Source organism: Streptomyces sp. BR123 (genome assembly GCF_013401435.1).
In the GTDB taxonomy this organism is placed as follows: domain Bacteria; phylum Actinomycetota; class Actinomycetes; order Streptomycetales; family Streptomycetaceae; genus Streptomyces.
The window spans coordinates 1-23173 of sequence record NZ_JACBGN010000099.1; the positions used below are offsets into that span (position 1 = coordinate 1).

Here is a 23173-nt window from a genome sequence, read left to right on the forward strand (position 1 = left end):
GTCATACCGCGGCCTCCGGGTTCGGGGCCCACGCGGGGCTGGTCCAGTGGCCCGGGATCCGGGCCTCGGGGGGGTGTTCGAAGGGGACGGCGGGGTCGGCGCGGCCTGGTCCGCGGGCGAGGAGCCACAGGTAGGCGTCGCGGAAGGCGGCGACGTTCTGCTCGACGGTGAAGAGTTCGAGGGCCCGGGCGCGGGCGGCGGCGCCGAGCCGCCGGGCCCGTTCGGGGTCGTTCAGCAGGGACAGGCAGGCGTCGGCGAGGGCCCGCGGGTTGCGGGGCGGGACGACGAGACCGGTACCGCCGATGACCTCGCAGACGGCTCCGACGTCCGTGGACACGGTGGCCCGGCCGCAGAGCATCGCCTCGGCCAGGGTGATCGGGAAGCCCTCGATCACCGAGGACAGCACGGCGACCCGCCCGCAGCCCCAGGCGTCGGCCGGGGTGGGGGCTTCGGGGCCGCCGATCTCCTCGAAGGTGACCGGGTTCTCCCCCGCGGTGACCGCGTCGGCGGCCTCGTCGGGGAAGAGCTGTGCGGCGAGGGAGCGGCAGTCTGCGAGGTAGCCGGGGACGGCGGCGGTGGCGAAGATCCGCAGCCGGGTGTCCGGGACGGCCTTGCGGACCTCGGCGAAGGCGTGCAGCAGGCCGATCAGGTCCTTGGCGGGCTCGACCCGGCCGACCCACACCAGCGTGTCCGGGTCCCCGCGGTCCGGGTCCTCCCCGACCGCGGCGAATCGGTCCGCCTCCATCCCCGGGTACACCGTGCGCATCCGGTCCCGGGTGGCCCCGCAGCGCTCCTGCCAGCGCCGGGCGTGCGCGTTGCCGGCGACGAGCAGATCGGCCCGGGCGTAGATCTCGCAGGCGAGGCGTACGTGGAAGGCCGCGAGCAGGGCCCGGACGACGAGGCGGGGGCCGTCGGCGCCACCCCCCGGCAGCCCGGGAGCGGCGTCCGCACCGGCCCGCTCCAGGTAGTGGGCCCGCAGCCGGACCCCGTACTCGGTGACCAGCAGCGGCACGCCGAAGAAGCGTTTGGCCAGCAGCCCCGGGAGGGCCGCCACACCGCCTGAGGCGGCGTGGCAGACGTCCACCTCGCGCAGGTCCTCGTACCAGTCGAGGGACAGCGGCCGCAGCAGCTGCTCCAGGGCGTCGGTGAACTCCAGCAGGTCCGCGACCTGTGCGCGCTGTACGGAGCGGCGCGCGCCGGGGGCCCGACAGGCGGCCTCCACGGCGCGCACCGCCGCCTCGGAGCGCAGGGCGCCGTCGAGGCAGCCCTGCTCGCGGGCGAGTTCGGCAAGTCCGTACAGGCCGGCCGCGAAGGGCTCGGCCTCGTCGGCGCAGATACCCCGGACGAGGTCCTTGAAGCAGTCGGCGAACCGCCTGCGTTCACGCCGGGAGAAGGTGCGGCCGTCGTCCGCGGGGGCCCACAGCGGGGCGGTCCAGACGCGGGTGACGTGCTCGGGGAGCACGACCCGGCCGCGTTCCTCCTGTTCGGCGCTGCGGCTCAGCGCGTAGAGCTCGAACTCGTGCTGCGGCAGCCCGCGCACGAGGCGGTCGCACCACAGCCTCGCCTCTCCCGTCGCATACGGATAACCACCTTCCGTGAGCAGTCCGATCCGCACGAGTGGCACCCCCGATCTCCGGTTTCCGGCGGCCTCCGTGGGTCCGGTGACCCGCCGCGGAAAACTCAAGCGGATATGCCGGTGGCGCGACGGACGGTTGTCCGTCGCGCCACCGGAAGGGGTGAAGAGGCGTAACTTTCCCGTACGGTCCGCGTTCGAGGCCGCTGGCAAAGGCCCCGTGCGGGGCGCCGCCCACCGCGCGTCAATTGCCGGGGAACACCCAGGGATTGGGCTTGCAGCTGATCCCGTCGATGTCGAGGGACTTCGTCTGCTGCTGCATGATCGGCGCGAGGGCGCCCGGCGTCCGGCAGTTCACGTGCCCCTGGCCGAGCCGGTGGCCCACCTCGTGGTTGATGAGCATCTGCCGGTAGGCGAACATCTGGTCCGGACCGTACGTCGCCGCGCCCTGGGCCCAGCGGAACGCGTTGATCATCACGCGCTCGGTGCTCGCGGAGTCGCAGCTGACGTTCTCGATCGTCGTGTCGAGGTCCGACTTCGCGCACCACACGCCGGTGGTGCCGGGGCTCGCCAGCGTGATGACGAACTCGGCCTCGCCGCCCGGCACCCGCTCGAAGGTCTTGCTGCCGCCGTGGCCCCAGCTGCGGTCGTCGTTGAGGGTGCGGTGGACGGCCTCGGCGAACAGCTGCGCGTCCAGGCCGATCCCCTGCTCGACGTCGACGCGGTAGCGGACCACCTTGCCCTTGCCGGGGGCGGCAGCGACGCCGGGCACGGTGTCGAAGGTGCCCGGCCCCTTCAGCTTCGCGTCGAGCGGGAACTGCTGGGCCATCTTCTGCTCGTACGACAGCTCGGGCACGGCCGGTGCCGGGGCCGGTGCCTGGGGGGCGCCGCGGTCGTCGGAGCGGGAGGCCGGGGACTGGCCGGGCTGGGCGCGGTCGGAGGCGCTGCCGGCGGCCTGCGGGGCGGAGTTCTTGGCGTCGCCGCCGGTGAGCATCTGGGTGCCGACGACGACGGCGATCGCGGTGGTGACGGCCACGGCGGCCACACCGCCGTACGTACGGGCCCTGGAGCGGCCGGAGGACCGTTCCTCCTCGGCACCTGCGGGCGCGGCCTCCTCGCGGGGGGAGGGCACGACGCGGCGCTGCGCGCCGGTGGAGGTGACGGGGTCGGCGGGGCCGGCCGCGGGCTGCGGTTCAAGGACGGCCTGCGGGAACCCGGCCGCGGGGGTGCCGAAGGGCGGCGTGCCGGTGTCCAGCACCGCTGCGGGCGCGAAGGCGCCGGGTGCGCCGCGCCGGTCGCCGCGGACCGGGCCGGAGCCGGCGTCGGAGCCCCAGCCGCCGCCGGGCTCGCGCGGCTCGGGGCGGCCGCCGGGCCGCGCGTCCGACTCGGGGGCGCCGGCCGGGGCGTAGCCCTGGTGGGCGGCGGCCGGCTCGGTGCGGCGGCGCCGCCCGCGCGGCTCCTCGTGCGGGGGGAACGGCTCCTGCGGGGGGAACGGCTCCCGCGGGGGGTACTGGTCGCGGGGCGGGTACCAGTCGTAAGCGGGCTGCTGCCCGTGGCCGGACGCGGGGCCGGGGGACTGCTCGTACCCGGGCTGCCCGCCGTACGCCGGCTGCTGCCCGTGGTACCCGGTCCGGTCCCCGTACGGCGGGTGGTCCCCGTACGGGGGGTGCGGCTCGTACTGCTCGTACTGCTCGTACTGCTCGTACGGGGGGTGCGCGGCGGGCGCGGGCGCCGGGCGCGCCGGGGCGGGGGCAGGGGCAGGGCCCTTGCGACTATGTCGTCCCACGGTGGTCAGCCCCTGCCGTCTTCGATATATCGGTCGGTGTCGTGCAGCAGCTCCCGGAAGGCGCTCGCCACCGACTCGGGGTACTCCATCATCGCGACGTGCCCGGCCTCGGGGAGGCTCAGCAGTCTCGAACCCCGGAAGGACGCAGCCGCCCTCCGGGCCGTACGGTACGCCACCAGCCGGTCGCGTCCGCCGTAGACGAGCAGGGTCGGTGCGAGCACCCGCTGCGCCTGGCGCCAGAGCCCGTGCTGCCCGCCGAGGGTGTAGGCGTCGACGATGCCGCGGGTCGAGCGGGTCATCGCCTCCCAGAAGTACGGCAGGGCCATCCGCCGCTCCATCTCCTCGACGGCGGCGCGGAAGTCCTCCGCGCGCACCCGGGAGGGGTCGCCGTAGCAGAGCTGCATGACGCCTCGGGTGCGCTGCTCGGCGGTGAGGCCGCCGGCCAGGCGGTGCAGCAGGCCGGTCGTCCCGGGCACGGCGAGCAGGACGGTCGGCAGGGCCGACTTCTGCATGCGCAGGTCGGGCAGTGCGGGCGAGACCAGCGTCAGCGTGCGCACCAGGTCGGGGCGCACGGCCGCGACGCGGGTGCTGACGGCGCCGCCGAGGGAGTTGCCGAACAGGTGCACGGGGCCGCGGCCGGCTGCGTCGAGGTGGCGGATGACCGCGCGGGCCATCGCCGTGACCGAGTAGTCCCGGTCGGCCGGCGGTGGGGACCAGCCGAAGCCCGGAAGGTCGACGGCCTCGCCGTCGACGCTGTCCTCCAGCAGGGCCATGAGGGCTGACCAGTTGGTGGAGGATCCGCCGAGGCCGTGGACGAACAGGGCGGGCGGCAGTCCGGTACGGGTCGCCCGCCGGGACCGCACGGTCAGTTCCAGGCCGGGCAGCAGGGCCGTGCGCAGCTGCTCCCCCTCGGCCACCCGGGCGGCTCCCGCCCGGAAGGACGGCTCGGTGGCCGATCGCACACCCGGCAGCTCGGTCGAAGACATGGGGGCAATGTTACGAGACGATCACGTCCGGACTCTTGTGTTCGGCATCACAGGCCCGCGCGGGATGCCCGGGATCCACGTAGCGGCGCACCCGCGATCCTCCTAGGCTCATAGGTGAGGCAGGACCGCGAGGGGTGAGGGAAGAAGGGGAGCCAGATGAGTGTCGACCCGGCGGAGCCGGAGACCTTCCGGGGCAGACTCCGGGATGCCCTCGACGCGGAGGCGCCCGAGGCCGATGCCGCGGAGCAGCAGGCGGAACTGCGGCCCGTGGACGACGACGAGCGGGTCACGGGGGTGGACCGGGGCGAGGCAGCCGACGGGGACGCCGTCGACCAGGCCCGGGTGGTGCCCCTGGACGAGGACGACTACCGCTGAGGGGCCCGGGGCCCTTCGGCCGACCGCGCCCGGCCACCCGGCCTACCGTTCGGTAACCCCTCCCGGCGCCGCTGACCAGCGCGTCCGGGCGGTCCGTACAGCGAGAAAACTCGGCTTCGGCCCTACAGATTCGGTTACCGAAAAGTACGATGGCGGGCGCGGCGCAGAGGCACTGCGGCTACAGAGAAAGTGGGAGGCGGCGTGACAGCCATCGAGCAGACGGATGCAGCGCGTCCCCGGGGCACGCGCCTGCCGCGCCGAGCCCGACGCAACCAGCTCCTGGGCGCGGCCCAGGAGGTCTTCGTCGCGCAGGGGTACCACGCGGCGGCGATGGACGACATCGCCGAACGGGCCGGGGTGAGCAAGCCGGTGCTGTACCAGCACTTCCCGGGCAAGCTCGACCTGTACCTGGCGCTGCTGGACCAGCACTGCGACAACCTGCTGCAGGCGGTGCGCGGGGCGCTGGAGTCGACGACGGACAACAAGCAGCGCGTGGCGGCGACGATGGACGCCTACTTCGCGTACGTGGAGGACGAGGGCGGCGCGTTCCGCCTGGTCTTCGAGTCCGACCTGACCAACGAGCCGGCGGTGCGCGAGCGTGTCGACCGCGTCTCGCTGCAGTGCGCCGAGGCCATCTCGGACGTGATCGCCGAGGACACCGGCCTGTCGAAGGACGAGTCGATGCTCCTGGCCGTGGGTCTGGGCGGTGTCTCGCAGGTCGTGGCCCGGTACTGGCTCTCCAGCGAGAGCCCGGTCGCCCGCGACAAGGCGGTGGGGCTGCTGACCTCGCTGGCCTGGCGCGGCATCGCGGGCTTCCCGCTGCACGGCGCGGAAGGCGCCTCGGCGTGATCGCCCGGGCTTGACCGCCCGGGCGTGATCCGCTGTTCGCTGCCAGCGTGCCCGCTGCGCGGCTTGCGTGTCGCCTCTGCGGGCTAATGTGGACCGGGTACGGCGCGGCTGATCGCGCACAACCGACCGTCGGAGGGACAAAGCCGTGGAGGTCAAGATCGGCGTGCAGCACGCACCCCGGGAGATCGTGCTGGAGAGCAACCTGAGCGCCGAGGAGCTCGAACGCATCGTCTCCGAGGCGCTGACCGGTTCGGCACCGCTGCTGAGCCTCACCGACACCAAGGGCCGCCGGGTCCTGGTGCCCTCCGACCGCCTGTCGTACGTCGACCTCGGCGAGCCGAGCGCACGCAAGGTCGGTTTCGGCACGGCCTGATGCCTTCCGGCACGGTCTGATGCGTTCCGGTACGGCCTGACCCGTTTCGGCACGTTACCGAGAACTACGCGAAACGGCCCGGTGGTTGATTCCACCGGGCCGTTTCCGTGTCTTCCGGTTCGGGTAGGACGGCTGTGACCGGTTAGCCCCTGACCTGCGGGAGGCCCCCATGCTGCTGATCGAGGCGCTCGGCTCCGCCCTCCTGGGCCTGGCCCTGTCGGCAGCGGCCCTGTGGCTGTTCGCCCCGCGACTGCCGTCGCCGCGGGTCGTGCTCGCCAGCGGGGCGCTGGGTGCTCTGTTCGGGGCGTACCTCACGCAGTACGCGCTCGGCCCGGGGCACGGCACGGTGACCGCGACGCTGGTCGGCTCGGCGCTGGTCGCCGCCGTGGTGCTGTCGCTGCTGCTGCGCCCGCGCCGGCAGTCCGGCCCCCGCCCCGCCCGCCGGGCGCCCTTTTCACTTCCGTCGCGGGGCTGACCGGCGCCGCCGATGGCGCCGACGCAGATGACCGCGCCCCCGTAGGGGCGCGGGGAACTGCGCGACCAGCCCCCACCGGCCCGCGGTTCATCACCGCACTGCCGGCGCAGCGCTCAGGCGGCGAGGCCCAGGGCCGCCATCCGCTTGGTGTGGGCCTTGGTGATCCGGGCGAACATCTCGCCGACGGCCGCCAGGTCGAAGCCGGCCGCCATCCCGTCCACGCCGCCGACCAGCATGGTGGACAGGGCGTCGCGCTCGGCGACCACCCGCTGGGCCTGCGAGAGCGCCTCGCCCATCAGGCGGCGAGCCCACAGCGCGAGCCGACCGCCGCAGCGCGGGTCGGCCTCGATCGCGGCGCGCACCTTCTCGACGGCGAAGCCGCCGTGACCGGTGTCGTCGAGGACGGCGAGCACGAGGGCGCGGGTGTCGGCGTCCAGGTGGCTGGCGACCTCGCGGTAGAAGTCACTGGCGATCGAGTCGCCGACGTACGCCTTGACCAGGCCTTCCAGCCAGTCCGAAGGCGCCGTCTGGCGGTGGAAGTCGTCGACGCCCTTGGCGAAGGGCTCCATGGCGGCGGTGGGCTCGGCGTCGATCGCCGCGAGCCGGTCGCGCAGCCGCTCGAAGTGGTGGAACTCCGCGGAGGCCATCTTCGCGAGCTCGGCCTTGTCGTCGAGGGTGGGCGCGAGCTTCGCGTCCTCCGCGAGTCGTTCGAAGGCCGCGAGCTCGCCGTACGCGAGTGCGCCCAGCAGGTCCACGACGGCGGCCCGGTACTGCGGCGAGGCGGAGGCGGTCGCCCAGTCCTGGGCGGCGATACCGGTCGCCTCGGCGGGTGCGCCGTCGTCGGCGGGCGATGCGTTTTCTACGGTCGACATGCTCCGCACAATAGCCCGCCCGGACACCCCTGACGCCATCACGTCACACTGCCTTCCGTCCACCCGAACGCGACGAGCAGGTGAATTCACCCGACACGCCTGCGCGATTCCGGGGTACAGTGGTAATGCGCCTGCCGGATACTCGGCGGGCCATCGCATGAGGATGCCCGGTCGGTGGCCCGATCGGCTCCAACCCGACCGCCCTCGGGCGATGCGCACGTTCATGCGTAGCGCGTCCACGAGGGGCCCCCTCAGCGGCACTGGCGGCTTGAGCGAAGGCAGTGGTCCCGCGCAGCTTCGTACGTACATCGCAGTACTGCAAGCCCGGCACGGTACGACCACCCCCCTCGCCGCCTCGCGCCGCGTCTCACAGAAGAGGCAGCACCCTGACTACGTTCCGTGAACTCGGGATCCTTCCCGAAACCGCCGAGGCCCTCGAAGCCGTCGGTATCGTGACCCCCTTCCCCATCCAGGAGATGACCCTCCCCGTCGCCCTCTCCGGCACGGACGTCATCGGCCAGGCGAAGACCGGAACCGGCAAGACGCTCGGTTTCGGCCTTCCGCTGCTGGAGCGGGTCGTCGTCCCCGCGGACGTCGAGGCCGGCCGGGCCACGCCCGACCAGCTGACCGACTCCCCGCAGGCCCTCGTCGTCGTCCCGACGCGCGAGCTGTGTACGCAGGTCACCAACGACCTGCTGACCGCGGGCAAGGTCCGCAACATCCGCGTCCTCGCCATATACGGCGGCCGCGCGTACGAACCCCAGGTCGAGGCGCTCCAGAAGGGCGTCGACGTGATCGTCGGCACCCCGGGCCGCCTGCTCGACCTGGCCGGCCAGCGCAAGCTCGACCTCTCGCACGTCAAGGCGCTGGTCCTGGACGAGGCCGACGAGATGCTCGACCTGGGCTTCCTGCCCGATGTCGAGAAGATCATCAACCATCTGCCGGCCAAGCGGCAGACCATGCTGTTCTCGGCGACCATGCCGGGCGCGGTCATCGGACTGGCCCGCCGGTACATGACGCAGCCGACGCACATCCGCGCCACCTCGCCCGACGACGAGGGCGCGACCGTCGCCAACATCACCCAGCGCGTCTACCGCGCGCACAACATGGACAAGCCGGAGCTCGTGGCCCGCGTCCTGCAGGCCGAGGGCCGCGGACTGGCCATGATCTTCTGCCGCACCAAGCGCACCGCGGCCGACATCGCCGAGCAGCTGGAGCGCCGCGGCTTCGCCTCCGGCGCCGTCCACGGCGACCTGGGCCAGGGCGCGCGCGAGCAGGCGCTGCGGGCGTTCCGCAACGGCAAGGTCGACGTGCTCGTGTGCACCGACGTCGCCGCCCGCGGCATCGACGTCGAGGGCGTGACGCACGTCATCAACTACCAGACGCCCGAGGACGAGAAGACGTTCCTGCACCGGGTGGGCCGCACCGGCCGCGCCGGCGCCAAGGGCACGGCGATCACCCTGGTCGACTGGGACGACATCCCGCGCTGGCAGCTGATCAACAAGGCGCTGGAGCTGGACTTCCACGACCCCGTGGAGACGTACTCCACCTCCCCCCACCTGTTCGAGGAGCTGGGGATCCCGGCCGGCACCAAGGGCATCCTGCCGCGCTCCGAGCGCGTGCGGGCCGGCCTGAAGGCCGAGGAGCTCGAGGACCTGGGCGAGACCGGCGGCCGCGGCGGCCGGGGCGGCCGCGGTGCGGCCCCCGCCGCCGAGCGCCCGGAGCGCACCCGGACCCCGCGCCAGCGCCGCCGTACGCGCGGCGGTTCCGAGGTCGGCGCCGCCGGTTCCGCGGACGCGGCCCTGGCGGCGGAGGCTCCGGCCGTCGACGCGGCCCCGGCCGCTCCGGCGGCCGACGGGGCCCCGGAGGCGGACCAGCCGCGTCGGCCGCGCCGCCGCCGCACCCGCGTGTCGGCCTCGGCCGCAGCCGCCGAGGCCGCTGCCACGGCCGCTCCGGTCGCCGAGGCGCCCGCAGCCGTGGCGCCCGAGGCCCTGGTGGTCGAGGCACCCGCCGTCGAGGCGCCGACCGCCCCGGCCGCGCGGGCGAAGGCTCCGGCGCCGCGGCAGGCCCGTACCCGCAAGCCCACCCAGACGTCGATCCTGGCGGCGGCCGCGGCCGCGCCCGTCCGGGCTGCGATGCCGGTGTCGGCCGGGCCCGAGCCGGACTTCCAGATCGCCCCGCCGTCCGAGCCGGTGCGGACCACCCGCCGTCCCGTGCGGGCCCCGCGCAAGGCCGCCCCGACCGCGGCGGTGACCCCGGTTGCCGAGGCTCCGGTCGTCGAGGCCGCCCCGGTCGCCGATGCCGCACCGGTGGCCGAAGAGGCCCCGGCGAAGCCGAAGCGCACCCGGACCCGCAAGGCCGTGGCGCCCGCGGCGGAGGTCCCGGTTGCCGAGGCTCCGGTTGCCGAGGCTCCGGTGGCCGAGGCCGAGGAGGCCCCGGCGAAGCCGAAGCGCACCCGGACCCGCAAGGCCGCCGCTGCCGCGCAGGCTCCGGTGTCCGAGGCCGCCCCGGTGGCCGAGGAGGCTCCGGCGAAGCCGAAGCGCACCAGGACCCGCAAGGCCGTGGCGCCGACCGCGGAGGCCTGAGCCCCCGCAGTGCCGTGATCCGGGCCCCGGTTCCCCCTCGCGGGGGGCCGGGGCCCGCGGCGTACGGGGGCGGCTTTGCGGGGGCGGGTTGCTACGGACCGGTAACCTCAGGCCATGAGCAAGCCGCCGCGCCTTACCCTGCCGTCCGACGCCCGTGCGTACCGCCTCCCGACCGCCCGCGGCGAGTTCGCCGTCCACGAGGCGGGCGAGCCGGTCCGCGGGACGGCCCTGCTGGTCCCAGGTTTCACGGGGAGCAAGGAGGACTTCAACGGTCTCCTGGAGCCGCTGGCCGCGCACGGCTACCGGGTCGTGGCCGTCGACGGGCGCGGCCAGCACGAGACGCCGGGGCCGCGCGAGGAGTCGGCATACGCCCTCGACGAGCTGGCGCAGGACGTGCTGGCGCAGACGGCCGCCCTCGACGGGGGCCCGGTCCACCTGGTCGGGCACTCGCTCGGCGGGCTGATCGCCCGCGCCGCCGTGCTGCGCGACGCGGCGCCCTTCGCCTCCCTGACCCTCATGAGCAGCGGGCCGGCCGCGATCGCCGAGGAGCAGCGGGAGCGGACGAAGCTGCTGGTGGCGGCGCTGGAGGTGATGCGGGAGGACATGGCCGGCGTCTGGACGGCCATGCGCTCGTACGACCCGGAGGACGCGGTGCCCGACACCCCGGAGCTGGCGGAGTTCCTGCGGGACCGGTGGATGGCGACCGTGCCGGAGCAGCTGATCGCCACGGGGCGGGTCCTGGTCTCGGAGCCGGACCGGGTGGCGGAGCTGAGCGGGGTCGACCTGCCGAAGCTGGTGCTGTCGGGCGAGGTGGACTATGCCTGGCCGGTCCCGCTGATGGATGACATGACACGGCGTCTGGGCGCCCGTCGCGTGGTGGTGCCGGGTGCGGAACACTCGCCGAATGCCGAGAACCCGCAGGTCACCGCAGATGCGCTGGCCGCGTTCTGGGGTGCCGCCGACACCCGGTAGTTAGCCTGGGAAAAAATTTCCTTAGCGTAGGGAATGTTTCAGTCTTATACTTCGTTGGGACCGATGCAAGGAGAACACTGACGAAGGGAGAAGCCGTGCGCTTCGAGATTCTGCGCCTGGACGACGTCGACGGATCCGCCGTGGACAGCACCGTCGTGGACGCGGCCTCCGTCAACCGGATCGTGCAGCAGGCGGCCGCCGTGGGCCAGCGCATCCTGATCCGACCGGCCGAGAGTGCGTCCTCCTGACGATCGGGTCGCACCGCCGCACATGCAGGACGCCCCCGCACCGATCGGTGCGGGGGCGTTCGCATGCGCGCGGCGTGGCGCCGGGGCTCGGCCGGTCAGGCGCCCCGGACGACCTGGAGCACGCCGTTGATGATCTGCTGCACGGCGATGGCGGAGAGCATCATGCCCGCGAGGCGGGTCACGAGGACGACGCCGCCGTCCTTGATGACCCGGATGATCACCAGCGAGTAGCGCATGGTGAGCCACAGGACCACGTGCATCGCGATGATCGCGCACCAGACCGAGATCTGGGCGCTGACGGCGTCGGCCTTCTGGACGGCCAGGATGACGGACACGATCGCGCCGGGCCCGGCGAGCAGCGGCATGCCGAGCGGCACGAGGGCGACGTTCACGTCCTTGGTCTGCTTCGGCTCGTCGGTCTTGCCGGTGAGCAGGTCGAGCGCGATGAGCAGGAGCAGCAGACCACCGGCGATCATCAGGGCCGGGACGGAGACGTGCAGGTAGTCCAGGATCTGCTGGCCGCAGATGCCGAACACCGCGATGACGCCGAAGGCCACGCAGACGGCCTGCCAGGCCATCCGCCGCTGCACCTTGACGGGCCGGCCGGAGGTCAGGGCGAGGAAGATCGGCGTGATCCCCGGCGGGTCCATAATCACAAAAAGCGTGAGAAATAGGGATCCGAATACGGCGAAGTCGAACACAGTGATGCCTTGCAGAGAGTGAGGTGTTTCGAAGGGGGAAGAGGGGGCGGGGCAGCGCGCAGTGCTTCCCGGCGACATGCCGGAAAGGGCCGTTACGCGTCCGCGGCTCCGCCGGTGCCCGGCACGGGGAAGGCCCCGGTCGCACGGCGCGTGATCTCGCCGTAGACCTCGGGGTCGGTGGTGTAGTCGCCGAGGCTGCAGGTCTTGCGGCTGCCGTGGTAGTCGCTGGAGCCCGTGACGAGGAGGTCCAGCTCGCCGGCCAGGGCGCGGAGCCGGCTGCGGGTCTCGGCGTCGTGGTCCATGTGGTCGACCTCGATGCCGTCCAGGCCGGCGGCCGCAAGGTCGGCTATGGCGCTCTCGGGGACGCAGCGGCCGCGCTTGACGGCGGCCGGGTGTGCGAAGACGGCGACGCCGCCGGCGGCCTTGACCAGGCGGATGGCGTCGAAGGGGTCGAGCTCGTGCTTCTGCGCGTAGGCGCGGCCGCCGTCGGCGAGCCAGTCCGGGGTGAACGCGTCCGACACGGTCGGGACGACGCCCAGCTCGACGAGGGCGGTCGCGATGTGCGGGCGGCCGACGGAGCCGCCGCCGGCGATCCGGGAGACCTGCTCCCAGGTGACGTCCACGCCGAGCGCCTGCAGCTTGCCGATCATGGCCTGCGCGCGGGGGGTGCGGTCGTCGCGTACGAGCTCCCGCTCGCGGGCGAGCTCGGGCTCCTCGGGGTCGAAGAGGTAGGCGAGCAGGTGCATCCCGATGCCGTCGAGGCGGCAGGAGAGTTCCATCCCGGGGACGACGGTGAGCCCGCGCGGGGCCGCGGCAATGGCCTCGGCGTATCCCCTCACCGTGTCGTGGTCGGTCAGTGCGACCACGTCGAGCCCGGCGGCGGCCGCCCCCAGGACCAGCTCGGCGGGGGTGTCGGTCCCGTCGGAGGCCGTGGAGTGGGCGTGCAGGTCGATGCGCACGGCCATGGCTCCAGGGGTCGCGGGTACGGGGGACACCCCAGGATAACGTCCGACCACCCACACGGCCGCCCCACCCCCTCCGACGAGGGCGCCGCCGCGGCCCCGGCCCCGGACGCGGGCACGGGTGCGGGGTGCTACGGGTCCAGGATTCGGGGGCTCACGGCGCCGCACGGCAGGAGTTCGAGCTCGGCGCCCGCGTCCCGCAGGTCCGTCAGTACCAGTTCGTCGTACATCAGCATGCCCGACTGCTCCGGCCAGGCGATCGCCCACAGCCACAGCCCGCGCGCCTCGCCGGCGAAGACGGCCCGGTCGTCCGGGGCGCCCTTCACGTGCCACAGCGGCGTGGGGCGGCCGGCCGCGACGACCTTGGTGTGCGGAGGGGCGGACACGTCGAGGCAGGTGCCCGGGTCGGGGCCGTCGATCCCGGCGAACCGCGAGCCCAGCCCGACGCCCAGTTCCTCGGCGATCAGCAGCAACTCCCCCATCCCGCCCAGCGGTCCGGGCCCCGAGCAGGCCACGGCGGTCGCCCGGCCCCCGCTGCGGTCGTCACCGGCCGAGGCCACCCCGGTGAACAGCCACCCGACCGGCAGCGGCCAGGGCATCCACACCGGCACGCGCGCCCGGTGCACGACGACGGTGAGGCCCTCGACGCTGGGCGGGATGACGGGCTGCAGCGGGTGCACCGCGCCGTGCACCGCGCACTGCCAGGAGTCGGAGAAGAGTCCGGGCGCCCTGACCCGGCCACCGCACTTCGGGCAACTCGGTTCGCCCCTCATAAGATGCAACGCTCCTCCCCGCCCGGCGCGCCGTCAAGACACGATCACCCGTCCGGATGCCTCAGTCCAGCGGCACGGAGGAGCGCAGGGGGTCGCGCAGGTCCGTGCCCTGCGCGAGCCACCGTTCCTGGAGGGCGGCCGCACCGTGCACCCGCTTCCACGCCGCCTCGTTGGGCGTCATCGGCAACAGCGGCAGGAACTGCACCGGGTCCATCGGCTCGTCCAGCACGAGGTCCTCGACGAGCCCGCCCGGCTCCGCGACGAGCACGGAGGTGAACGGCGCCCCCTCCCACAGCGGCTCCCCCACGTCGAGGGAGGCGCCGGGCGCCACGACCAGCCCCTCGACCTGCGGGGAGGCGGCCAGCACGGCGAGGGGCCGCAGTACCTTGTCGGTGGCCGCGCGACCCTCGCGGACGGTCAGCACCAGCTCGGCCCGGGGGCCGCGCTGCGGGTCGGCGACCAGGTCGGTCGGGTCGGTCATCGGGTTCGCGGACATGCCGAGGGTCGCGTACCGGACGAGGCCGTCGCCGGTGAAGCGGAGTACCTCGATGCGGTCGGTGCCGAGGAAGGTGACGGCGGCGCGGGCGTCGGGTTCACCGAGGGCGCTGCGCAGCCGGGCCTCGACGAGAGCCAGAATTTCTGCCATGGATCGAGCATAGAACTCGTATGAGGCGGGTAAAGGAAGGGGCTTGACCATCCGTCGGCTGATAGTGTTGTTCGCTGGCCGATGCCGCGTGCATGGGGGTGCTCCAGCAGTCGCCGGGGGAATGCATCCGGGCATCAGGCGACAGGAAGTCCTCCACGGAGGACCGGCCGGAGGAGGTGGGGACTGCGATGAAGCGAAGTCGATCGTGCAGTACCAACCGCTCTTCCGCGTCCCGTACGGGCACCTTTCGCCCGTTTTGATCATCTGATCAGCAGAAGAGCGACGGCAGAACGTTGTCCTCCCGTCCTGTTTGTTCCTTCCGGCCGCTTCGGCATGCCCCGCCCGCCGACGGTTCCGTGCCGTGCCGCCCGGAAGGGGCCTCCACACCCCGCGCGGTTGCCGCCGCGCGTGCGAAGGAGCCTGCCATGTCGATGCTGCCCTACCTGCGTGCCGCCGTCCGCCCGGCCCTGCGCCGGTCCACCCCCGTCCAGCCCGGCTACGACACCACCCGCGACCCCTCGGCGAGCAGCGCCGTGGTCGACTGCGCCGTGTACCGCGACGGCCGGCGCGCCGCCGGACCGGCCTGTCTGACGCCGCGTGAGGCGATCCGGCGGGTCCGCGAGGACGGCGGGTTCGCCTGGATCGGCCTGCACGAGCCGACCGAGGAGGAGTTCGCGGGGATCGCCGCCGTCTTCGGCCTGCACCCGCTCGCCGTGGAGGACGCGGTCCACGCGCACCAGCGGCCGAAGCTGGAGCGCTACGACGACACCCTCTTCACCGTCTTCAAGACCATCCACTACGTCGAACACGCCGAACTCACCGCGACCAGCGAGGTCGTGGAGACCGGCGAGGTGATGTGCTTCACCGGCACCGACTTCGTCATCACGGTCCGGCACGGCGGCCAGGGCTCCCTGCGGGGGCTGCGCCACCGCCTGCAGGACGACCCGGAGCTGCTCGCCAAGGGCCCCTCGGCCGTGCTGCACTCCCTCGCCGACCACGTCGTCGACGGGTACATCGCGGTCGCGGCCGCCGTGCAGGACGACATCGACGAGGTGGAGAGCGCGGTGTTCGCCGCCCCCGCCAAGGGCGCTGCGCGCGGCGGCGACGCGGGCCGCATCTACCAGCTCAAGCGCGAGGTGCTGGAGTTCAAGCGGGCCGTCGCCCCGCTGCTGCGGCCGATGGAGCTGCTCAGCGAGCGGCCGATGCGGCTGGTCGACCCGGACATCCAGAAGTACTTCCGCGACGTCGCCGACCACCTGGCGCGGGTGCACGAGCAGGTCGTCGGCTTCGACGAGCTGCTGAACTCGATCCTCCAGGCGAACCTGGCGCAGGCGACGGTCGCCCAGAACGAGGACATGCGCAAGATCACCTCCTGGGCGGCGATCATCGCCGTGCCGACGATGATCTGCGGGGTCTACGGGATGAACTTCGACCACATGCCCGAACTCCGGTGGGAGTACGGCTACCCGATGGTGATGACGGCCATCATCGGCAGCTGCTTCGCCATCCACCGCACACTGCGCCGCAACGGCTGGCTGTAGGGGCCCTCGGGGCGGCCCCGGGCCCGCCCGGCCCGACCCCCTACGCTGTGGGCATGACTCTCAGCACGCTCGACCTGGCCCTCGTCGAGGAGGCCACCAAGAAGTCCGGCCTGATCTGGGTCCGCGGCGACGGTGCCGACCGGGCCCTGTGGCACGCCTGGGTGGACGGCGCGGCCCACGTGCTGGGCGACGGACCCGGGGAGCAGCCGCTGCCGGGCCTCGCGGACGGGGCGGCCGCCGAGGTGACCGTGCGCAGCAAGGACAAGGGCGGCAGGCTGGTCGCCTGGACCGCGGCCGTACGGGAGCTCGCGCCCGGCAGCGAGCCGTGGGAGGCCGCCGTCGCCGAGCTCAAGGGCAAGCGGCTGAACGCCCCCGACTCGGAGCAGATGACGGCGCGGTGGGCCCGCGAGTGCCGGCTGCTGCGCCTGGACCCGGTCGCGGTGGCCACCGAGCTGCCGGACGGTTCGCTGGCCGCGGTCCCGCAGGGCTCGCCGGCGGTCACGCGCCGGCCCGTCCCGGCCGGGCTGCCGAAGCTGCTGCTGAAGCGCCGCAGATCCGCCCGCTAGGCGGGCGGTCCGCCGACCGCCACCAAGCCGCCGGCTGCCGGGCTACTGGCCCGGGTTCGAGCCCTGGCCCGTGCCCTTGCTGCCGCCCGGCGCCGGGGAGGCCGACCCGCCCGCCCCCTTGTCCTTCGTGGTGGGCAGCTGGGACCCGTAGTCGAGGGTCTGGTCCGCCGGGGGCGCCTCAAGCGGCACCGGCTTGCCCCAGTCGCTGAGGTCTACCGCCCCGGCGCCGCCGGCCCGCTCCATGCGCAGCGGGTACGGGGTGCCCTCCAGGGAGACCGACAGCTTGCCGCCCTTGCCCTGGCCTGCCGTCACCTGGACCGCGCGGGTGGGGCCGACCTTGGTGTAGTCCTCGACCTTGGCGAGCTTGCCGTCGAGCCCGAGCAGGCCGTCGAGCAGCACGTGCATGTCGGTGAAGCCGCGGAACTGCTTGTAGGTGGGGTCGCTCTCGGGCACCTTCACGTACTTGTCGCCGAGCTTGCCGGCCGCCTCGGAGGTCCCCCAGAAGGCCGCGCTCGCCTTCAGGTAGAGCTGCTCGCCGACGCGCAGCAGCTGGAAGGTGTCCTCCTGGGACTTCACCTCGCCGGAGCCGCCGTCCTTGCCCAGGCGCACGTCCAGCGTGAAGGTTTTTCCGCCGCTGACGAGGGTGCCCGACAGGTGCACCGAGGCGGCGGCGCCGGCCGCGGCCTTCGCCTTGCTCTCGATCTGGCCCGCGGAGAGCTTGCCGACCCCGTTCGTGCCCTTGTCGGGGTCCGGCCCGCACCCCGCGCCGGTGACGGCCAGGCCCGCGCACAGGACACCGGCGAACGCTGCCCGGCGCAGGCGCGCGGCGGGGAAGTGGGCGGTCACGGGCAGGTGCCTCTCGTCGTACGTCTTCGGGCAGCAGGCAGCGTACCCGCCCGTACGGCGGGGACCGCGTCCGCGGTGCCTCCCCGGCCGGACGGCCCCACCAGGACGTCTGCGCGCGCCACGGGCTAGCCTGAGGGGCGGCAGGACTGTCGGTGGACACGAGGCAACAGGAGGCGCCGGTATGGCTGGAGGCGCCCCGCGGATCTTCGTGTCGCATCTGTCGGGTGTGCCCGTCTTCGACCCCAACGGCGACCAGGTCGGCCGCGTCCGCGACCTCGTCGCGATGCTGCGCGTCGGCGGGCGTCCGCCCCGACTGCTGGGCCTGGTCGTCGAGGTGGTCAGCCGGCGCCGGATCTTCCTGCCGATGACCCGGGTGACGGGTGTGGAGTCCGGACAGGTGATCACCACCGGCGTGGTGAACATGCGGCGCTTCGAACAGCGGCCCACCGAGCGGCTGGTCCTCGGCGAACTGCTCGACCGCCGGGTGCGGCTGACCGCGACCGGCGAGGAGGCCACCGTCCTCGACGTGGCCATCCAGCAGCTGCCGGCCCGCCGCGACTGGGAGATCGACAAGATCTTCGTCCGCAAGGGCAAGGGCGGGGCGCTGCGCCGCCGCGGCGAGACCCTGACCGTCGAGTGGTCGGCGGTGACCGGCTTCTCCCTGGAGGAGGAGGGCCAGGGCGCCGAGAACCTGGTGGCCACCTTCGAGCAGATGCGCCCGGCCGACGTGGCGAACGTCCTGCACCACCTGACCCCGAAGCGGCGCGCCGAGGTGGCGAGCGCCCTCGACGACGACCGGCTCGCGGACGTCCTGGAGGAGCTTCCCGAGGACGAGCAGGTGGAGATCCTCGGCAAGCTGAAGGAGGAGCGCGCCGCCGACGTCCTGGAGGCGATGGATCCGGACGACGCGGCCGACCTGCTGTCGGAGCTGCCCGAGGACGACAAGGAGCGGCTGCTGACGCTCATGCAGCCGGACGACGCCGCAGACATGCGCCGCCTGCTGTCGTACGAGGAGAACACCGCGGGCGGCCTGATGACCACCGAGCCGATCGTGCTGCGGCCGGACGCGACCGTCGCGGACGCGCTGGCCCGGGTGCGGCAGGCCGATCTGTCGCCGGCGCTGGCCGCGCAGGTGTACGTGTGCCGGCCGCCCGACGAGACGCCGACCGGCAAGTACCTGGGCACGGTGCACTTCCAGCGGCTGCTGCGGGACCCCCCGTTCACCCTCGTCAGCTCGATCGTGGACACGGACCTGCCGCCGCTGCGGCCGGACGCCTCGCTGCCGGCGGTGACCAGCTTCCTGGCCGCGTACAACATGGTGGCCGTGCCGGTCGTCGACGAGGGCGGCGCGCTGCTGGGCGCGGTGACCGTGGACGACGTGCTGGACCACCTGCTGCCGGACGACTGGCGGGAGACGGACTTCCATGCGGAGGAGGCCGCGGGTGGGTACTGACCGGAGGGGGAACCGCGATCAGGCCCGTGAGCGGCGCCGGGAGCAGATCCGCGAGCGGCGCGAGCAGGCGCGGGCCCAGGCACGCGAGAGCGGGCTGCTGGACGGGTCCGAGAGGACGGAGCAGCGGGCCGCCGAGCGGGCCGAGCGCGCGAGGTCCGGGCAGTCGACCGGGTCGAGCGCGCTGACGCGCTCGCGGGTGCGCCTGGACCAGCCGCGGGCGCCGCGCCGCTCGCTGCTGCCGGAGTACGACCCGGAGGCCTTCGGGCGTCTGTCGGAGCGGGTGGCCCGGTTCCTCGGCACGGGCCGGTTCATCGTCTGGATGACGCTGGTCATCGTCATGTGGGTGCTGTGGAACATCTTCGCCCCGGACCACCTGCGCTTCGACCCGTACCCGTTCATCTTCCTGACGCTGATGCTGTCGCTGCAGGCCTCGTACGCGGCCCCCCTGATCCTGCTCGCGCAGAACCGGCAGGACGACCGCGACCGCGTCAACCTGGAGCAGGACCGCAAGCAGAACGAGCGGTCCATCGCCGACACCGAATACCTGACCCGGGAGATCGCGGCACTGCGGATGGGCCTGGGCGAGGTGGCGACGCGCGACTGGATCCGGTCGGAGTTCCAGGACCTGATCAAGGAGATGGACGAGCGGCGTCTATTCCCGGCGGAGAGTGACGAAGGCGACCGCTAGCGGCCTTACCGGTGGCAGGCTACCGAGCCGTACCATCGGGGGCATGGCTACCGACACAAGCTCCGCCGCCGTGCCCGAGCAGGATGCGATCCTCGACGCACTGGCGACGGTGAACGACCCCGAGATCCACCGGCCGATCACCGAGCTCGGCATGGTCAAATCGGTGGAGATCGGCGAGGGCGGCGCGGTGGCCGTCACGGTCTACCTGACGGTGTCGGGCTGCCCCATGCGCGAGACGATCACTCAGAACGTCTCCGGGGCCGTCGCGAAGGTCCCCGGGGTCGCCTCGGTCGCCGTGTCGCTGGAGGTGATGAGCGACGAGCAGCGCAAGGAGCTCGCGGCCACCCTGCGCGGCGGCACCGCCGAGCGCGAGGTCCCGTTCGCCAAGCCCGGCTCGCTGACCCGCGTCTACGCGGTCGCCTCGGGCAAGGGCGGCGTCGGCAAGTCCTCTGTGACGGTGAACCTGGCCGCGGCGATGGCGGCGGACGGCCTGAAGGTCGGCGTCGTGGACGCGGACATCTACGGTCACAGCGTGCCGCGCATGCTGGGCGTGGACGGCCGGCCCACCCAGGTCGAGAACATGATCATGCCGCCGTCGGCCAACGGCGTGAAGGTCATCTCCATCGGCATGTTCACCCCGGGCAACGCGCCCGTCGTGTGGCGCGGGCCGATGCTGCACCGCGCCCTCCAGCAGTTCCTCGCGGACGTGTTCTGGGGCGACCTGGACGTGCTGCTGCTCGACCTGCCGCCGGGCACCGGCGACATCGCGATCTCGGTGGCCCAGCTGGTGCCGAACGCGGAGATCCTCGTCGTCACCACGCCGCAGCAGGCCGCGGCCGAGGTCGCCGAGCGGGCCGGCGCGATCGCCGTCCAGACCCATCAGAAGATCGTCGGCGTGGTCGAGAACATGTCCGGCCTGCCCTGCCCGCACTGCGACGAGATGGTCGACGTGTTCGGCACGGGCGGCGGGCAGAAGGTCGCCGACGGCCTCACCAAGACGGTCGGCGCGACCGTCCCGGTGCTCGGCTCCATCCCGATCGACGTCCGTCTGCGCGAGGGCGGCGACTCGGGGAAGCCGGTCGTCCTGGCCGACCCGGACTCTCCCGCCGGCGCGGCGCTGCGCGCCATCGCGGGCAAGCTGGGCGGGCGCGCCCGGGGCCTGGCCGGCATGTCGCTGGGCATCACCCCGCGCAACAAGTTCTGAGCCACAAGGGCTGATCAACGGGTCCGGGCAACGGGTTCCGGCCCGCGCGTCCGCCCGGGATCCGGGCCGCGCCCCAGTGGAGGGCACCGCCGCCGGGCGGTGCCCTTTCGCGTACCCGCTGCGGGCTACTGCTGGTATGCGGCGAGGTCGCCGATGACGGAGAAGCCGAGCCCGTAGGCGCTCATGCCCCGCCCGTACGCGCCCAGGTGCACGCCGGCCGCGGTGGACCCGGCCAGCACCCAGCCGAACTCGGACTCGCGGTAGTGGAAGGGCGTCGGCTCGCCGTCCACGGGCAGCGACAGCACCGACCAGTCCGGCCCGTCGAGGTCGTCGGCGAGCTCCCACGCGGCCTCGGTCTGCTGCTCCAGCCAGTCGTCGCGCAGGCTGTGGTCCATCTGCCCGGGCCAGCTGTACGCCAGCAGCCCGGAGCCGGCCAGCCAGGCCGCGGAGGAGACCGACGTGGCCTCCAGGACGCCGGTGCCGTCGCCGCTGCGGCGCAGCGGGTTGCTGGCGACCGTGACGACCACCGCGAAGCGCTCCTTCTCGCCGGTGGCGATCTCCCCGCGGACGGAGGGCTCGTCACCGTGGCCGGTGGAGCCGTGCTCGACGGTGCCGTCGGCGCCGGTGCCGACCTGCAACAGCCAGCGCGGCCCGGTGAAGGCCTCGTCCAGCCCGTACCAGGGGAAGTCGGCCCGCAGGAAGCCCTCGGCCGTGCGCCGGGCCGCAGGCACGGGCCGGGCGGCCTCCTCGGACTGGGCGGGCGCCGTCGCGGGGGCCGCGGCGGGTACTGCCGAAGCCGCGGGCGTAGCCGATGCCGCCGGTGCCGCGGCGGGCCCGGCCGGTGCTGCGGCGGGTAGGTCGGGTAGCTCGGGCAGTTCGGGTGCTTCTGCGGGCTGTGTCCCGACCCGGCTGCTGCTCGTCGTCTCCATCGATGCGGCCTCTCGTTCCGTTGGGTCCGGAACGGCCCTCCCCCACAGGTCGTTGGGGGGACCCCCACCTCGGGCGCCCTGGTCCGGACTCATGGAGGATAGCCACCGGACCCCGGATCGCCGGGCAGGACGAGGCTCAGGTGGCGTCGGCGTCGGACCAGGTCCGCCGTTCGACGGCCGGGGCGGCGGGCTTCTTCAGCAGGTCCGGGGCGGCCTCGGGCTCGCGGCTGTTGACGGCGTCGGTTACCTCGTTCAGCTCCTTGCGCAGGTCGAAGCTGCTGCGGATGTCCCGCAGGTCCTCGTTCTCGGAGAGCTGCTTGCGGATGAACGTCTTCGGGTTCAGGTCCTCGAACTCGAAGTCCTTGAATTCCGGGCCCAGTTCGGAGCGGATGTCGTGCTTGGCGCTGTCGGAGAAGGCGCGGATCTTCCGGATGAAGCCCGTGATGTCCTGGACCACCTTCGGCAGCTTGTCCGGGCCGAAGATGAGGATGCCGAGAACCACGATGGTGACCAGCTCGAGTGCGCCTATGTCGTTGAACACCTTGCCGCTCCTCGGCTCTCTCCACGTCGGGCCACGACAACGGTACCCGGCCCGGCCGGTCAGCCCCTACATCGGTGCTGTATCAGCCGTGCCTTCCCCTGATCGTCATGCCCCGTTCGCCGAGCCGAGGACGAGCGCCAGGGTGAGCTCGCGGCCGTCGCGGAGCACGGTGAGGCGGAGCGGGTCGCCCGGCCGGTGGGCGCGGATCTTGATGATGAGCTCGTCGCCGCCGTGCACGCGCCGGCCGTCCACCTTGGTGATCACGTCGCCCGCCTTGACCCCCGCGCGGGCCGCGGGGCCGTCTGGGGTGACGGCCGGCTTGCCCCCCTCGCCCGCGGTGCCGACACGGGCGCCGTCGCCGGTGTACTGCAGGTCGAGGGTGACCCCGATGACGGGATGGGTGGCCCGACCGGTGCGGATGAGCTCCTCGGCGACCCGCTTGCCCTGGTTGACGGGGATGGCGAAGCCGAGGCCGATGCTGCCGCTCTGCTTCTCGGAGCCGGCCTTTTCGGCTCCGCGGATGGCGCTGTTGATGCCGATCACGCGGGCCCGGGCGTCCAGGAGCGGACCGCCGGAGTTGCCGGGGTTGATGGGGGCGTCGGTCTGGAGGGCGTCGACGTAGCTGATGTCGCTGCCGTCGCCCTTGTCACCGCCCGCGGTGACGGGCCGGCCGGTGGCGCTGATGATGCCGGCGGTGACGGTGTTGGAGAGGTCGAACGGGGCGCCGATGGCTACCACCGGGTCGCCCACCTGCACGTTCTCGGAGTTGCCGAGGGCCAGCGGCTGCAGGCCGCGCACCCCGTCGACCCGCACCACCGCCAGGTCGTACCCGCTGTCCTGGCCGACCAGCTCGGCGTCGACGCTCTCGCCGGTGGCGAAGGTGACCGTGATGCCCTTGGCGCCGGCGACGACATGGTGGTTGGTGAGGATGTGGCCCTGCGGGTCGAGGACGAAGCCGGTGCCGGTGCCGCCGCCCGTGGCACCGCGGACGTGCAGGGTGACGACGCCCGGCAGTGCGGTGGCGGCGATCCCCGCCACGCTGTCGGGGGCTCGGCCCTTGCCGTCGGCGGCAGCCTGCGGGAGTTCGAGGCGGGTGCTGCTGCGGCGCTCGGCGAGCACCCCGAGCCAGCCGCCGGTTCCGCCGGCCAGCAGGGCGATGCCGAGGCCGAGGGCCAGCACGTGGCGCAGCCGCACCACACGACCGCCGGCCCCTGTCTCTTATACACAGC

At 73.4% G+C, this 23173-nt stretch carries 23 protein-coding genes and 1 pseudogene; 12 read left to right on the top strand and 12 right to left on the bottom strand.

Annotated elements, in window-relative coordinates; genetic code table 11:
* Position 1 precedes the first annotated feature (1 nt).
* The 3 genes from pelF to HYE82_RS17410 all read right to left on the bottom strand — a co-directional run bounded on the left by pelF (position 2) and on the right by HYE82_RS17410 (position 4345).
* On the bottom strand, positions 2 to 1615 hold the full coding sequence (gene pelF / locus HYE82_RS17400; protein ID WP_179174994.1) for a GT4 family glycosyltransferase PelF: 1614 nt from the start codon (positions 1613 to 1615) through the stop codon (positions 2 to 4).
* Between the two features lie 202 nt (positions 1616 to 1817).
* Positions 1818 to 3359: a DUF3152 domain-containing protein gene (locus HYE82_RS39280; RefSeq protein ID WP_179174995.1), complete on the bottom strand. Its 1542-nt coding sequence runs from the start codon at positions 3357 to 3359 to the stop codon at positions 1818 to 1820.
* A gap of 5 nt (positions 3360 to 3364) precedes the next feature.
* Positions 3365 to 4345: an alpha/beta fold hydrolase gene (locus HYE82_RS17410; protein WP_179174996.1), complete on the bottom strand. Its 981-nt coding sequence runs from the start codon at positions 4343 to 4345 to the stop codon at positions 3365 to 3367.
* A gap of 156 nt (positions 4346 to 4501) precedes the next feature.
* Here HYE82_RS17410 and HYE82_RS17415 point away from each other — a divergent pair, with 156 nt between their 5' ends.
* The 4 genes from HYE82_RS17415 (at position 4502) to HYE82_RS17430 (ending at position 6417) form a co-directional block, all read left to right on the top strand.
* Positions 4502 to 4720: a hypothetical protein gene (locus HYE82_RS17415; protein WP_179174997.1), complete on the top strand. Its 219-nt coding sequence runs from the start codon at positions 4502 to 4504 to the stop codon at positions 4718 to 4720.
* 201 nt (positions 4721 to 4921) lie between these two features.
* On the top strand, positions 4922 to 5569 hold the full coding sequence (locus HYE82_RS17420) for a TetR/AcrR family transcriptional regulator (protein ID WP_179174998.1): 648 nt from the start codon (positions 4922 to 4924) through the stop codon (positions 5567 to 5569).
* Positions 5570 to 5714: 145 nt separating this feature from the next.
* Positions 5715 to 5942, top strand: coding sequence for a DUF3107 domain-containing protein (locus HYE82_RS17425; RefSeq protein ID WP_179174999.1), 228 nt, complete (start codon positions 5715 to 5717; stop codon positions 5940 to 5942).
* Positions 5943 to 6114: 172 nt separating this feature from the next.
* Positions 6115 to 6417 (top strand): hypothetical protein, encoded by a 303-nt coding sequence (locus HYE82_RS17430; RefSeq protein WP_179175013.1) that lies wholly within the window; start codon positions 6115 to 6117, stop codon positions 6415 to 6417.
* 113 nt (positions 6418 to 6530) lie between these two features.
* Here the strand turns inward: HYE82_RS17430 and HYE82_RS17435 are convergent, their stop codons facing one another.
* On the bottom strand, positions 6531 to 7289 hold the full coding sequence (locus HYE82_RS17435; protein ID WP_179175000.1) for a ferritin-like fold-containing protein: 759 nt from the start codon (positions 7287 to 7289) through the stop codon (positions 6531 to 6533).
* A gap of 452 nt (positions 7290 to 7741) precedes the next feature.
* On the opposite strand from HYE82_RS17435, the gene HYE82_RS17440 reads away from it, so the two are divergent.
* The 3 genes from HYE82_RS17440 to HYE82_RS17450 all read left to right on the top strand — a co-directional run bounded on the left by HYE82_RS17440 (position 7742) and on the right by HYE82_RS17450 (position 11094).
* Complete coding sequence (locus HYE82_RS17440) at positions 7742 to 9874, top strand: DEAD/DEAH box helicase (protein ID WP_309144349.1); 2133 nt, start codon at positions 7742 to 7744, stop codon at positions 9872 to 9874.
* Between the two features lie 114 nt (positions 9875 to 9988).
* Complete coding sequence (locus HYE82_RS17445; protein WP_179175002.1) at positions 9989 to 10846, top strand: alpha/beta fold hydrolase; 858 nt, start codon at positions 9989 to 9991, stop codon at positions 10844 to 10846.
* Between the two features lie 95 nt (positions 10847 to 10941).
* Positions 10942 to 11094, top strand: a complete 153-nt coding sequence (locus tag HYE82_RS17450; RefSeq protein WP_166663124.1) for a hypothetical protein — start codon at positions 10942 to 10944, stop codon at positions 11092 to 11094.
* Positions 11095 to 11189: 95 nt separating this feature from the next.
* Here the strand turns inward: HYE82_RS17450 and HYE82_RS17455 are convergent, their stop codons facing one another.
* The 4 genes from HYE82_RS17455 to HYE82_RS17470 form a co-directional block, all read right to left on the bottom strand.
* On the bottom strand, positions 11190 to 11795 hold the full coding sequence (locus HYE82_RS17455) for a MarC family protein (protein WP_179175003.1): 606 nt from the start codon (positions 11793 to 11795) through the stop codon (positions 11190 to 11192).
* A 92-nt stretch (positions 11796 to 11887) separates the two neighbouring features.
* Complete coding sequence (locus tag HYE82_RS17460) at positions 11888 to 12754, bottom strand: PHP domain-containing protein (RefSeq protein WP_179175014.1); 867 nt, start codon at positions 12752 to 12754, stop codon at positions 11888 to 11890.
* Positions 12755 to 12888: 134 nt separating this feature from the next.
* Positions 12889 to 13530, bottom strand: coding sequence for a DUF6758 family protein (locus tag HYE82_RS17465; protein ID WP_179175004.1), 642 nt, complete (start codon positions 13528 to 13530; stop codon positions 12889 to 12891).
* A gap of 61 nt (positions 13531 to 13591) precedes the next feature.
* Entirely contained in the window at positions 13592 to 14176 is a 585-nt protein-coding gene (locus HYE82_RS17470; RefSeq protein WP_179175005.1) for a suppressor of fused domain protein, read from the bottom strand.
* Positions 14177 to 14601: 425 nt separating this feature from the next.
* Between HYE82_RS17470 and HYE82_RS17475 the strand changes: the two genes are divergently transcribed.
* Together HYE82_RS17475 and HYE82_RS17480 are read left to right on the top strand one after the other, a co-directional pair.
* Positions 14602 to 15717, top strand: a complete 1116-nt coding sequence (locus HYE82_RS17475) for a magnesium and cobalt transport protein CorA (protein WP_179175006.1) — start codon at positions 14602 to 14604, stop codon at positions 15715 to 15717.
* A gap of 53 nt (positions 15718 to 15770) precedes the next feature.
* On the top strand, positions 15771 to 16283 hold the full coding sequence (locus tag HYE82_RS17480; RefSeq protein ID WP_179175007.1) for a hypothetical protein: 513 nt from the start codon (positions 15771 to 15773) through the stop codon (positions 16281 to 16283).
* A 42-nt stretch (positions 16284 to 16325) separates the two neighbouring features.
* Here the strand turns inward: HYE82_RS17480 and HYE82_RS17485 are convergent, their stop codons facing one another.
* Positions 16326 to 17129: a hypothetical protein gene (locus tag HYE82_RS17485; protein WP_309144350.1), complete on the bottom strand. Its 804-nt coding sequence runs from the start codon at positions 17127 to 17129 to the stop codon at positions 16326 to 16328.
* 181 nt (positions 17130 to 17310) lie between these two features.
* Between HYE82_RS17485 and HYE82_RS17490 the strand changes: the two genes are divergently transcribed.
* The 3 genes from HYE82_RS17490 to HYE82_RS17500 are packed head-to-tail and all read left to right on the top strand — an operon-like array spanning position 17311 to position 20474.
* Positions 17311 to 18582 carry a CBS domain-containing protein gene (locus HYE82_RS17490; RefSeq protein ID WP_179175008.1) on the top strand — a complete coding sequence of 424 codons (1272 nt, stop codon included), beginning with the start codon at positions 17311 to 17313 and terminating at the stop codon, positions 18580 to 18582.
* Positions 18572 to 19270 (top strand): DUF1003 domain-containing protein, encoded by a 699-nt coding sequence (locus HYE82_RS17495; RefSeq protein ID WP_309144351.1) that lies wholly within the window; start codon positions 18572 to 18574, stop codon positions 19268 to 19270. The genes HYE82_RS17490 and HYE82_RS17495 overlap by 11 nt, the downstream gene beginning before the upstream one ends.
* Before the next feature lie 43 nt (positions 19271 to 19313).
* Positions 19314 to 20474 carry an Mrp/NBP35 family ATP-binding protein gene (locus HYE82_RS17500; protein WP_179175010.1) on the top strand — a complete coding sequence of 387 codons (1161 nt, stop codon included), beginning with the start codon at positions 19314 to 19316 and terminating at the stop codon, positions 20472 to 20474.
* A 125-nt stretch (positions 20475 to 20599) separates the two neighbouring features.
* On the opposite strand, the gene HYE82_RS17505 is transcribed toward HYE82_RS17500, so the two are convergent.
* From HYE82_RS17505 to HYE82_RS17515, 3 genes and pseudogenes are all read right to left on the bottom strand, one after another.
* Complete coding sequence (locus tag HYE82_RS17505; protein ID WP_179175011.1) at positions 20600 to 21403, bottom strand: hypothetical protein; 804 nt, start codon at positions 21401 to 21403, stop codon at positions 20600 to 20602.
* Positions 21404 to 21539: 136 nt separating this feature from the next.
* Complete coding sequence (locus HYE82_RS17510; RefSeq protein WP_179175012.1) at positions 21540 to 21944, bottom strand: sec-independent translocase; 405 nt, start codon at positions 21942 to 21944, stop codon at positions 21540 to 21542.
* Positions 21945 to 22049: 105 nt separating this feature from the next.
* Positions 22050 to 23114, bottom strand: a pseudogene (locus tag HYE82_RS17515) (S1C family serine protease); the annotation flags it as partial.
* Positions 23115 to 23173 lie beyond the last annotated feature (59 nt).

Coding starts and splice junctions, on each gene's coding strand:
- HYE82_RS17410 (WP_179174996.1), bottom strand. CDS start 4,345: ATGTCTTCGACCGAGCTGCCGGGTGTGCGATCGGCCACCGAGCCGTCC.
- HYE82_RS17415 (WP_179174997.1), top strand. CDS start 4,502: ATGAGTGTCGACCCGGCGGAGCCGGAGACCTTCCGGGGCAGACTCCGG.
- HYE82_RS17435 (WP_179175000.1), bottom strand. CDS start 7,289: ATGTCGACCGTAGAAAACGCATCGCCCGCCGACGACGGCGCACCCGCC.
- HYE82_RS17445 (WP_179175002.1), top strand. CDS start 9,989: ATGAGCAAGCCGCCGCGCCTTACCCTGCCGTCCGACGCCCGTGCGTAC.
- HYE82_RS17465 (WP_179175004.1), bottom strand. CDS start 13,530: ATGAGGGGCGAACCGAGTTGCCCGAAGTGCGGTGGCCGGGTCAGGGCG.
- HYE82_RS17470 (WP_179175005.1), bottom strand. CDS start 14,176: ATGGCAGAAATTCTGGCTCTCGTCGAGGCCCGGCTGCGCAGCGCCCTC.
- HYE82_RS17475 (WP_179175006.1), top strand. CDS start 14,602: ATGTCGATGCTGCCCTACCTGCGTGCCGCCGTCCGCCCGGCCCTGCGC.
- HYE82_RS17480 (WP_179175007.1), top strand. CDS start 15,771: ATGACTCTCAGCACGCTCGACCTGGCCCTCGTCGAGGAGGCCACCAAG.
- HYE82_RS17490 (WP_179175008.1), top strand. CDS start 17,311: ATGGCTGGAGGCGCCCCGCGGATCTTCGTGTCGCATCTGTCGGGTGTG.
- HYE82_RS17500 (WP_179175010.1), top strand. CDS start 19,314: ATGGCTACCGACACAAGCTCCGCCGCCGTGCCCGAGCAGGATGCGATC.
- HYE82_RS17505 (WP_179175011.1), bottom strand. CDS start 21,403: ATGGAGACGACGAGCAGCAGCCGGGTCGGGACACAGCCCGCAGAAGCA.